Here is an 11261-nt window from a genome sequence, read left to right as displayed (position 1 = left end):
AGTCGTCGGCAGCGTCAGATGTGTATAAGAGACAGTGACCGTCCTGGCATGCCTGAGGAGCCGGTGACCGCGGTGGCGGTCCGGACGCGCACCGGCGGCGCCCCGCTGCTGGACACCTCGGCCGCGACCACCCTGGCCGGCAACCGGTTCACCCCGCCCCCGTTCGACTTCGGCGGGTACGGTGTCGGCAACCAGGACGACCCCGATGACGGTCTGCTACCGGTCACCAGCGGTGTCATGGGCCCGGCCGGCAACAGCACAACTCATGGTCACCTGGGGAACGGAAGAACGTCAACCGACTGGTGGCGTGACGGAACTCCCCTGCACCGCGGCGCGGTCGCGGCGGTGGCCGCGTCCCTGGCCGTATGTGTGGCGCTCGTGGTCGGCGCGCTGCTCCGCTCGGGTTCCGGCACCGACGTGCAGCTGCAGCCCGGTGGGGGCACCAGCCCGTCGGCGAGCGGGGCGGCCGGGCAGCGCAGCGTCGACCCCTCCGCGCCCGTGCCCAGCCCGAAAGCCCCGGTGGGGGTGGACAGGCTCCCCACCTCCCGCCCATCGTCACCACCCGTAGCGAGCACGCCGGCCGAGCCGCTACCGACCGCGACCGAGGCGCAGCCCGTGACCCCCTCGCCGACGCAGGTGGGTGCGAGCCCGACCAGCCCGGCCCCGACACCAACCCAGATCCAGCCGACGGACCCAGGCCCGACGGCCTCGACCCCCAGCGCGTCGCCACCCACCAACCCACCGCCACCGCCACCACCTGACGGGCGCACCTGATGCCGCGCTGCCGCACCTGTGACAGGGGTCCCTGAGGGCAGCCCTTTACCCTTCAGAACGCTTCATCACACAATGAAGACGATCACTATCTGTGACATACCTCACCTAAGTGTCACGGAAGCCGGCATGCCCCGCCAGGGGGCCAGCACTAGCATCGGGTGCACACAAACCGTCGTCCACATCATGATGTCTCCGGGTGCCCTGGTTCCTCGGTGACGCGAGCTGCCTGCCCGTCAGATCACTGCCCGGATCATCGGCTCGAGCGCGGCCTCTGGGCCATGCTCATGAACTGGCGGGCGCCATGGCAGCCGTGCCATCTTTGGCCGGACAAGCCACCATGAGTCATCGGACGGATCATCAGGACCAGCCTCTCGGAAGGCCGGTCCGGAGGAGCTTTCAGTGCCGAAGGCACCAGCGGGCACGCTCTACCGCGGCCGCGAGGGTATGTGGTCCTGGGTTGCTCACAGGATCACGGGCGTACTGATCTTTTTCTTCCTGTTCGCCCACGTCCTGGACACCGCGCTGGTGCGGGTGTCCCCATCGTCCTACGACACCGTGATCGCGACCTACAAGAACCCGATCGTGAACCTGATGGAGGTGGGGCTGGTAGCGGCGGTTCTCTTCCACGCGCTCAACGGGATCCGGATCGTGCTGATCGACTTCTGGGCGTCCGGCCCCCGTTTCCAGCGCCAGATGCTGTACACCGAGATCGTGCTGTGGGTCATCCTGGTCGTTCCGGGCACCTACTACATGCTGAAGCACACGGTCGAGAGCCTGTTCGGGAGCGCGTCCTGATGGCGACAACGATCGACGGCGCGGCCGCCCCGGCCATCGAGGCGCCACGCAGCCCACAACGCCGGCCCGTACGCACCAAGGCGCGGACGAACTTCGAGCTCTACGCGTGGCTGTTCATGCGGGTCTCCGGGATCCTGCTGGTCTTCCTGGTGCTCGGCCACCTGTTCATCATGAACATTCTTGACGGCGGTGTGCAGCGGATCGGCTTCGGCTTCGTCGCGGGCCGCTGGGCCTCACCGTTCTGGCGGACCTGGGACCTGCTCATGCTCGTCCTGGCCGAACTGCACGGGAGCAATGGCCTACGCACCGTCATTAATGACTACGCTGAGCGGCCACAGACCCGGTTCTGGCTGAAGATGTTGCTGTACGTGTCGGCGTTCCTGGTGATCTCCCTGGGATCACTGGTCATCTTCACGTTCGACCCGAACATCTCCTGATAGCGCCTGGGAAGGCGGAGGTCCAAGCGGTGCAGATTCACAAGTTCGACACGGTCATCGTGGGTGCCGGCGGCGCGGGCATGCGCGCGGCACTCGAATCCGGCAAGCGGTGTCGCACCGCCGTGCTGACCAAGCTGTATCCCACCCGCTCCCACACCGGCGCGGCGCAGGGCGGCATGTGCGCGGCCCTGGCCAACGTCGAGGAGGACAACTGGGAGTGGCACACCTTTGACACGATCAAAGGTGGTGACTATCTCGTCGACCAGGACGCCGCCGAGGTCATGTGCAAGGAGGCCATCGACGCGGTCCTCGACCTGGAGAAGATGGGCCTGCCGTTCAACCGGACCCCCGAGGGCCGCATCGACCAGCGCCGTTTCGGCGGTCACACCCGCGACCACGGCAAGGCACCCGTCCGCCGCTCGTGCTATGCCGCCGACCGCACCGGCCACATGATCCTGCAGACCCTCTACCAGCAGTGCGTCAAGCACGACATCGAGTTCTACAACGAGTTCTACGTGCTGGACCTGCTGCTGAGCGAGGGCGTCGCCGCCGGTGTGGTCGCCTACGAGCTGGCCACCGGCGAGGTGCACGTCTTCCGGGCCAAGTCCGTGGTGTTCGCCACCGGCGGCTTCGGCAAGGTCTTCAAGGTCACCTCGAACGCGCACACGCTCACCGGCGACGGCATGGGCATCATCTTCCGGCGCGGGCTGCCCCTGGAGGACCTGGAGTTCTACCAGTTCCACCCGACCGGCATCTGGAAGATGGGCATCCTGCTCACCGAGGGTGCCCGCGGTGAGGGCGGCATCCTGCGCAACAAGGACGGCGAGCGCTTCATGGAGCGCTACGCACCGACCATCAAGGACCTCGCCCCCCGCGACATGGTGGCCCGGGCCATCTACACCGAGATCCGCGCCGGCCGCGGCTGTGGCGTCGACGGCGACCACGTCTACCTCGACCTGACACACCTGCCCCCGGAGCAGCTCGACGCGAAGCTCCCGGACATCACCGAGTTCGCCCGCACCTACCTGGGCATCGAGCCCTACACGGACCCGATCCCGATCCAGCCGACCGCCCACTACGCCATGGGCGGCGTCCCGACGAACATCAACGCCGAAGTGCTGCGGAACAACACCGACATCGTCCCGGGGCTCTACGCTGCGGGCGAAGTGGCGTGCGTCTCCGTGCACGGCGCGAACCGGCTCGGCACCAACTCGCTGCTGGACATCAACGTCTTCGGCCGCCGGGCCGGCATCGCCGCGGCGGAGCACGCGAACAAGACCTCCACCCACGCCGAGCTGCCGGACGACCCGGCCGGCTTCGTCGAGGGCCTGCTCGGCCGGCTGCGTGACGGCAGCGGATTGCAGAACGTGGCGGCGATCCGCCGTGAGCTCCAGGAGACGATGGACGTCAACGCGTCGGTCTACCGGACCGAGGCCACGCTGAAGCAGGCGTTCGGTGACATCGCCGGGCTCAAGGCCCGCTACCAGAACGTCGGCGTCACCGACCGGGGCCACCGCTACAACACCGAACTGCTGGAGGCGGTCGAGCTGGGCTTCCTGCTCGACCTCGCCGAATGCCTGGTCACCGGCGCGCTGGCCCGCAACGAGTCCCGGGGGGGGCACTCCCGCGAGGACTACCCCAACCGCGACGACGTGAACTTCCTGCGGCACACCATGGCCTACCGCTCCGGGCCGCTGGCCGCCGCCGCGCCCGACTCGGAGATCCGGCTGGACTACAAGCCGGTGGCGTTGACCCGCTACCAGCCCATGGAACGCAAGTACTGACCGCCCCCGCCCCCGACCGCGCGGCGGGCGGCGGGCGGTCCTGGCGGGACCCGGCCTCGATGCCCGAGGCCCCGCCAGGACCTGGCCGGCCACCCGTCCCGCGCGCTTCACCGCTGCCCGGCGGCCGCGGAAAACGCGGGCGGGTATCCGGGATGGCAGCCGGGGAGGACAACTGAAAAAAACAGAGGTCAGGAAGACGTCGTAAGGGTGCTGACCAGCACAGCTATCCGTACCCGCACCAGCGTGCCCCGGCACTCCCGGACGGCAGCCACGATCCCTGGCCCGGTATCCTCCGGGCCCGGGAAGCGAGGCGCTGACGGTCGGGAGACCGGTGCGCGGTCTATGATCTGCTGACCCGCCATGTGGGTCCGATGTGAGAAAGGTCCGGCGTGACTGTCACAGACGATCTATCAACCACTGTACCGGCCGGCGCCAGTCCCAGTACCTCGGATGGGCGGACCATCACGCTGAAGATCAGGCGCTACAACCCCGAGGAGAGCGACAAAGCGTACTGGCAGAGCTTCGCGGTCCCCTTCGTCCCCAGTGACCGGCTGCTGGACGCCCTGCACTACGTCAAGTGGAACCTCGACGGCTCGCTGTCCTTCCGGCGCTCGTGCGCGCACGGCGTGTGCGGCTCGGACGCCATGCGGATCAACGGCGCGAACCGGCTCGCCTGCAAGGTGCTGGTCAAGGACCTCGGCTCGGAAATCTCGATCGAACCCATCAAGGGGCTCCCGGTCGAGAAGGACCTCATCGTCAACATGGAGCCGTTCTTCGACGCGTTCCGTGCGGTCAAGCCCTACCTCATTCCCGAGGGGCACGAGCCGACCAAGGAACGGCTGCAGTCCGCCGCCGACCGGGAACGTTTCGACGACACCACCAAGTGCATCCTGTGCGCGGCCTGCACCACGTCCTGCCCGGTGTTCTGGAACGACGGCGACTACTTCGGGCCGGCCGCCATCGTGGCCGCGCACCGCTTCATCTTCGACAGCCGGGACGCCGCCGGCGACGAACGCCTGGAGATCCTCAACGAGCGCGAAGGCGTCTGGCGCTGCCGGACGACGTTCAACTGCTCGAACGCGTGCCCGCGTGGCATCCAGGTCACCAAGGCCATCTCGGAGGTCAAGCGTGCGCTGATCTTCCGGCGCGTGTAGTTCCGGTGCGGTCTGGCTCGGTAGGCGCCTGCCTTCAGCGGCTCGCCCGGCAATGCTGTGATCGTTGTGGTTCCGGTGCTGTCCCAACGACACCGAAATCACAACGATCCTGCGATCCGGGCCCGGACTCGGGCCTGGCGACCGCTGCTGCGCACCGCACCGGCCGCCGTGCGACGCGGGCCATGGCCGCCGCCGTCATGCTGCTGGTGGCAGGCCTGTCGCTGGTCGGGGCAGCCGGCTGTTCGTCCGACTCCCCCGAACCGCCGCCGGCGGTCCCGACGGCTGCCGCACCGACCGGAACCAGCGGCGTGCCCGCTCCCCTCGCCGGCGCCTACCAGGCGACGATCACTCGGGGGACCGCGCGTATCCGCTTCAGCGACCAGGCGAACTTCGTCTCCTCGTCCGGGCGCAGACAGCTCTCCATCACCGGCACCGGCACCGTCGACTTCGTCAACAGCGCCAGTCAGACCATGCGTGACGTGGCTGGCGGGGGCCGCAGCGAGCTGCTGATCGTCGGCCCTGACCTCTACCAGCGCAGCGTCCCGCCCGCCGACGTGCCGCGCCCGCCGCGATGGACCCGTGTCGTCCCCGGCGCCAGCGGCAGCCGCTCGGCGACGCCCGCCCCGACACCGACCGCCCAGCCCACGACCGGCGACGCCGTCGCGCTGCGGCTCGGCTTCCTCAGCGGGGCCTCGGCGCCGGTGACCACCGTCGGCCAGGAAACGATCGACGGCGTCACGACCACCCACTACACGCTGTCCGTGAACCTGGACACCGCCGCCACCCGGGGAAACATCAGCGCCACCACGGTCGAGTACTACAAGAACACCCTGGGGACGGCGATCCAGCCGGCCGAGGCATGGATCGACGCCGACGGGCTCATCCGCCAGCTCCGCGTCACCATCGCCACCCCGAACACCGGCGCTGACACCGGCGCCGGCCGCAGCGAGATCGTCCGAACGGTGACCTATTCGGACTTCGGCGTCCCTCCCCCCATCACCGCGCCCTCCCCCGACCAGATCGCGCCGAGCTAGCCCCGCGAACGGTGACGTACCTCGATAGGACGCCGGCCGCCGGAGAAGATCGGCGCGAGTTTGTCGTTGTGTACACTTTTGCGGCCAAAAAGCGTACACAACGACAAAATCGTTTGGATCATGGCTTGTACGGGTGGCCGGGGATGGGATGCGCACCACTTGACCGGCGCGCTGGAGACCGGGTGTCGTCTCCGACGGTCACGCCCCGGCACCGGACAGCTCTCGGGTGACATGGCGACGGTCTCCGCTCCTGGCCGCAAAAGGCCGGCGCCCGTCGGCTGTAGGTAAAAACTGGTGCCGGGACGGCGTTTTCCACCTACGGGTGCGGGAGCCGTAGGTGGAAAACGCTGCCGTGAGCACGGTTTTCACCTACGGCTGGGAAGCAGGACCAGTGCTGTCGGGGACTGGCGCGCTCGGTGCCGCGGACGTATCTGCCGCTGAGCTCGCGGCGACCGAACCCGAAGCGACCGGGCCCAAAGCGACCGGGCCCAAAGCGGCCGGGCCCAGAACCTCCGGGCCCAGAACCTCCGGGCCCGAAGCGGCCGGGCCCAGAACCTCCGGGCCTGCCGCGTCCGTTGCCGGCTGTGGCGCCTCCGGAGGTTCGTGGGCCGCGCCCGCGCCCGGCGGCGCCTCGGAACGATCGTCCGTGGGTGCGGGACCGGTAACAGGGGCGGTGGAGCGGGAGCCGGCAGCGGGACTGCCAGGAGCGGGGGCGGGGGCAGCCCGGCCGAATCCGGGGCGTACCAGACGGGGTTTGGCGGCGGCCGGCTCGCCGAAGTCCGCCCGGCGGATCCGGCAGTACACGGTCTGTAGGTCGCTGCCCGACCGGCCGATGCCGAAGGCAGCCGCTGCGGACAGGTAGGCGAACGCGGCCGCCCGGTCCATCCCCAGCCGGCTGGACAGGAAGAGCACCGCCGACCGGGTGGTCTGGCGGATGGCGTCGGTGAGATCGGCGTGCGCCCCCAGCGGCACCCAGTGGGTGTCGGTTTCGACAAAGGGCTCGCGCAACGTCCCGAGGGCGGCCCGGGCCGCGGGCTCCTTCAGGACGGTCAGGCGGAACGTCGCCCGCAGCGGCCCTTCCAGGCCGACAGCCGCGACTTTCCCCTCACCCAGGGAATAGTGCGGGTCGCCGACGGCGAACAGCGCGCCGGCAACCCGCACCGGAAGAAACAGGTGAGAGTCAACGCCTAACTCCCCGCAGTCGAGCGCCCCGCCGTGCGTCCCGACCGAAGCCGACCGGAGCGGGCCGGGACCGTCGACAGCGACCGACATGATCCCCATGAACGGCGACAGTGGGAAACGCACCTTCCGCCCCTTGGGGGCCTCCAGCGTGCCGAAGAGCCGGCCGCGGCGCCGTTCGACCGCGCAGAAGCTGCTCGCCGTCCGGAAGGCCGCCCAGTTCCGGGCGTTCGCGTCCGGGCCGGGCGGGTCGTTCTCGGGGAACTCCCCGGCGAGCGGCCCGGCACCGTGCCGGGTCGACACCACCCCGTACCTGGCCCGCGGATGCAACGAGACGACGTCCACCCGCAGCACATCGCCGGGCTCGGCACCGCGTACGAACACCGGCCCGGTCACCAGGTGCGGGCTGTCCACCCCGAACCGGTGCGGGATCCCGGAGGAGGCGATCATCCGGGCGTCGTCGAGGACCTCGGAGGCCGGAACGCCGAAACGGCCGAAGAAGGCGTCCGGATCGCGCCCCTGATCATCGAGGATCCCCTCCTGGCTGACCGTGTCGACCGTGACCGTGCCCCCCGACTCCACGCTCAGCACGGGCCTGGTGTCGGCGGTCGGCAACCGCCCCCACATGACCGTCTCCGGGGTCGAGGGCAGGTAGTGCCTGCCGTCCATCTTGCCCTTGCCGGGCTGTAGCGCCACGACGACGCCGCTACCGCGACGTCCGGGACTGCCGCCCGCGGCGCCCGGTGCCAGGACGCCCGGCGTCGGAGCACCCGGCGTCGAGGATCTCGCCCAGGGACGCGATCGGGAACACAGCCATTCCGGACCTCGCGCGACAGGGTCGGCGTAACCCGCCAGATTCCTGCCCGACGGGCTGGTGACGACACGGCAGACACGGCACGGGCGTCAGAGTCGCAGTGAAACATGACACATATGTTTCCGACACGTTGCAGTCCCCTCATCTGCCCATATGGAACCCGCGCGACAATCTCGGCGCGCCGGCCGGGAGGCATCGCCACACGGGAACCGACGATGTGGGAGAAGCGCACAGACGGAGCCCGTGCGGCAGTGCTCGGAGGTCGGTGAGCGGGTCCGGCAGGCCAGGCTCAGGCCAGGCTGGCAGCCGGTCTCACGCAGGCGGAACCGACCTCGAAGATCTTCCTCAGGAGATCCGCTCCCCGACGGCCTCTCGCCCGCTTCCTGACCTGTCCGCCGGCAGCCGTGGTCTCCCGGCGGACCGCGCTCGTGGACGAACCCGAGCGGGCGGCGCGGGAACACTACCCACCTTGTCGACCCTTGTCGACCCTTGTCGACGCAGACCTCGAAACCCATCTGCGTGACACGCACCGTTGGGCTCGCCCACGGCCGGCTGCGAGAAATTCGGTCTGTATCAGTGGACGCGGGTGAGCAGGAGGGAGCCGGCGGGGTCGACGTGGGCGTGCCAGGTGGGGCGGATCAGGCAGGTCGCCTCGGGGAACTCGACGACGGCCGGTCCCGGCACGGTGTCGCCGGGGCCGAGGGCGGCGCGGGGCACGACGTCCACCTCCCGCCAGGAGCCGTCCAGGTAGATCGGACGGCGGGTGCGGGCGGCGGTGGGGTCGGCGGCCGGGGCCCGCAGCTCGGGCCGGCGGCCCGGCACCGTGGCCACCAGCCGTACGGCCACCACCTCGACGTCCCGGTCGGGGGCGGTGTGCCCGTAGCGGCGCAGGTGCTCGGCCTCGAAGGCCGCCCGTATCCGCGCGACGGAAAAACCGCCGCCGGCACCGCCGCCGTCGGTGGTGGCCACCACCGTCAGCTCGTGTGACTGGCCCACGTACCGGCAGTCCAGCTGGTACTCGATCACGAGCGCGGGGACGTCCGCGGCGGGGGTGTCCGCGTGGGCGGCCCGGGCCAGCTCGGTGAAGGCGGCGCCCAGGCCGGCCGTTGCCAGCGGGCCGTGCAGCGGACGCAGATAGTCCCGGCGGACGTCGCCGATGGCCAGCCCCAGCGCGGAGAGCACCCCGCAGGCCAGCGGCACCAGCACCCGGTGCATCCCGAGCTCCTCGGCCAGCGCGCACGCGTGCGTCCCGCCGGCGCCGCCGAAGGCGACCAGGGTCAGCTCCCGCGGGTCGAGGCCGCGTTCCACCGAGACCACCCGCAGGGCACGGGTCATCTCCGCGTCGGCGACCGCCACCACCCCGGCCGCCGTCTCCTCCACCGACAGGCCGTCCGGGCCGGATCCGAGTATCGCGCCCAGGGCGGCCAGCGCCTTGGAGGCGGCCGCCCGGGACAGGGTGACCTCGCCGCCGAGGCTCGCCCCGTCCGCCAGATAGCCGAGGACCAGGTCCGCGTCGGTCACCGTCGGTTCGACACCGCCGCGGCCGTAGCAGGCCGGGCCCGGATCGGCGCCGGCCGAACGGGGCCCGGCCCGCAGCGCCCCGCCGGAGTCGACCCAGGCGACGGATCCGCCGCCGGCGCTCACCGAGTGGACGTCCACCGTCGGCAACGTGACCGGTATGCCGGCGAGCACCGCCTCGGCCGTGGTCTGCACCCGGCCGCCGATCACCGGGGCGACGTCCGTCGACGTGCCGCCCATGTCGAAGGTCAGCAGATCGTCCAGGCCCGAGCGGGCCGCGACGTAGGCGGCGCCGACCACGCCGCCGGCCGGCCCCGACAGCACGCACGCCGCGGCGTGCTCGGCGGCGGCCGCGAGCTCCACCACTCCCCCGGAGGAGCGCATGACCAGCGGGGACGGCAGCCCCGCCGCGGCGCACCGGCGGGCGAGCGCGCCGAGGTAGGCCGACAGCGCCGGTGTCAGGTAGGCGTCGGCGACGGTGGTGGCGAACCGCTCGTACTCCCGGAACCGCGGGAGCACCTCGTGGGAGGCCACCACGGTCACGCCGGGCAGCGCGGCCCGCAGCGCGTCGGCGACCTGACGTTCGTGCTCGGGATGGGCGAAGGAGAACAGCAGGCACACGGCGACGGCCGCCAGCGGCCTGACCACCCCGTCGGCGTCGGCAACAGCCGGCGTCCCGCCGGCCCTGGCAACAGCCGGCGTCCCGCCGGTCTCGGCAACAGCCGACAGTGCGGTGAGGGCGGCGACGACGTCCCGCAGGCTGTTGGCGTCCAGCGGGACGATCACCCCGTCCGGCCCGGTGCGCTCGACCACGGTGTACCGCAGTTCGCGGGGCACCAGCGGGGGCGGGCGGTCTCGGGTGAGGTCGTAGAGGGCGGGCCGGTTCTGGCGGCCGATCTCGATGATGTCGGCGAACCCGTGCGTGGTCACCAGGGCTGTCCGCGCCCCGCGCCGCTCGAGCAGGGCGTTCGTCGCGACGGTGGTGCCGTGGGCGAACCGTTCGACAGCACCGGCGGCCCCGTCCCGGCCGGTACCGGAGCCGGCAAGACCGGCTCCGCGGACGGCGTCGAGCACCGCTTCGGACGGGTCGGCGGGCACCGAGGGCACCTTCCCGAAGAGCATCCGACCGTCGTCGTCGACCGCGACGAGATCGGTGAAGGTCCCACCCACATCGACGCCGAGCCACACCACCACGTGGCGATCCTGGCATGTCGCGGCGGCCCGCTCCCAGCCACCCGGGATGGACAACACATGCCATCGCCTGAGATGGACACCAGAAGTAATAGCAGAGACACTACCCGTAACTCACATGTAAGTCACGGCCGCCAGAACATCCGACCAACAGTGACACAATTCACGAACTACGGCTGTTTGGATCGCCCGTGGCCCGGATCACGGGCCACGACCTTCAGACACATCCAGGTGAAGGTGACGAGTAGCCTGATTACACGGCAGCGGAAGGGCCCGCGCCTCGGGCCCCAGCAGAAGGTGGATAGAGGGGAACGCCCCCGTGACAGCACCGACGGTACCCGAATCCGGCCCCGACTTCGGCCCCAACGAGTGGCTGGTATTCGAGATCTACCAGCAATACCTCGCCGATCCGGAGAGCGTCTCGCCACAGTGGCGCGAGTTCCTCTCCGACTACCGGCCAGAGGGTGTCAACGGCCAGCCAGGCACGGCGAGATCCGTCCCGCCAGCCATCGCCGACGGTGCAGTACCGGCCGCGGACGGTATCCCTGGCGCGGCCCCGACCGACCGGCCGGCCCCCGCGC

8 protein-coding genes are annotated in these 11261 nt (G+C 70.5%); 6 read left to right on the top strand and 2 right to left on the bottom strand.

Going from position 1 to position 11261, the window contains the following annotated elements; genetic code table 11:
- Positions 1-1173 precede the first annotated feature (1173 nt).
- The 5 genes from sdhC (at position 1174) to NBX02_RS04710 (ending at position 5978) form a co-directional block, all read left to right on the top strand.
- Positions 1174-1569 (top strand): succinate dehydrogenase, cytochrome b556 subunit, encoded by a 396-nt coding sequence (gene sdhC, locus NBX02_RS04730; protein WP_250285535.1) that lies wholly within the window; start codon positions 1174-1176, stop codon positions 1567-1569.
- Entirely contained in the window at positions 1569-2006 is a 438-nt protein-coding gene (locus tag NBX02_RS04725; RefSeq protein ID WP_250285536.1) for a succinate dehydrogenase hydrophobic membrane anchor subunit, read from the top strand. Before sdhC ends, NBX02_RS04725 begins: the two co-directional genes overlap by 1 nt.
- A gap of 29 nt (positions 2007-2035) precedes the next feature.
- On the top strand, positions 2036-3790 hold the full coding sequence (gene sdhA / locus NBX02_RS04720; RefSeq protein ID WP_250285537.1) for a succinate dehydrogenase flavoprotein subunit: 1755 nt from the start codon (positions 2036-2038) through the stop codon (positions 3788-3790).
- Positions 3791-4179: 389 nt separating this feature from the next.
- Positions 4180-4944: a succinate dehydrogenase iron-sulfur subunit gene (locus tag NBX02_RS04715; RefSeq protein WP_250285538.1), complete on the top strand. Its 765-nt coding sequence runs from the start codon at positions 4180-4182 to the stop codon at positions 4942-4944.
- A gap of 182 nt (positions 4945-5126) precedes the next feature.
- The gene (locus NBX02_RS04710) at positions 5127-5978 is read left to right on the top strand and encodes a hypothetical protein (protein WP_250285539.1); all 852 of its coding nucleotides are present in this window, start codon (positions 5127-5129) and stop codon (positions 5976-5978) included.
- A gap of 369 nt (positions 5979-6347) precedes the next feature.
- On the opposite strand, the gene NBX02_RS04705 is transcribed toward NBX02_RS04710, so the two are convergent.
- Both NBX02_RS04705 and NBX02_RS04700 read right to left on the bottom strand, forming a co-directional pair.
- Positions 6348-7853 carry an acetamidase/formamidase family protein gene (locus tag NBX02_RS04705; RefSeq protein ID WP_250285540.1) on the bottom strand — a complete coding sequence of 502 codons (1506 nt, stop codon included), beginning with the start codon at positions 7851-7853 and terminating at the stop codon, positions 6348-6350.
- Between the two features lie 691 nt (positions 7854-8544).
- A complete protein-coding gene (locus NBX02_RS04700) occupies positions 8545-10683 on the bottom strand; it encodes a hydantoinase/oxoprolinase family protein (protein WP_250285541.1) in 2139 nt (712 codons plus the stop codon).
- Between the two features lie 316 nt (positions 10684-10999).
- Here NBX02_RS04700 and NBX02_RS04695 point away from each other — a divergent pair.
- The coding region (locus NBX02_RS04695) for a 2-oxoglutarate dehydrogenase E1 subunit family protein (protein ID WP_250290139.1) at positions 11000-11261 on the top strand (262 nt) is incomplete at its 3' end.

Source organism: Protofrankia sp. CiP1_Cm_nod1 (assembly GCF_920888515.1).
Taxonomy (GTDB): Bacteria; Actinomycetota; Actinomycetes; order Frankiales; family Frankiaceae; genus Protofrankia.
The sequence above is the reverse complement of the archived record's forward strand: the minus strand, read 5'-3'. Positions and strand labels throughout refer to the sequence as shown.

Coding starts and splice junctions, on each gene's coding strand:
- NBX02_RS04725 (WP_250285536.1), top strand. CDS start 1,569: ATGGCGACAACGATCGACGGCGCGGCCGCCCCGGCCATCGAGGCGCCA.
- NBX02_RS04710 (WP_250285539.1), top strand. CDS start 5,127: ATGGCCGCCGCCGTCATGCTGCTGGTGGCAGGCCTGTCGCTGGTCGGG.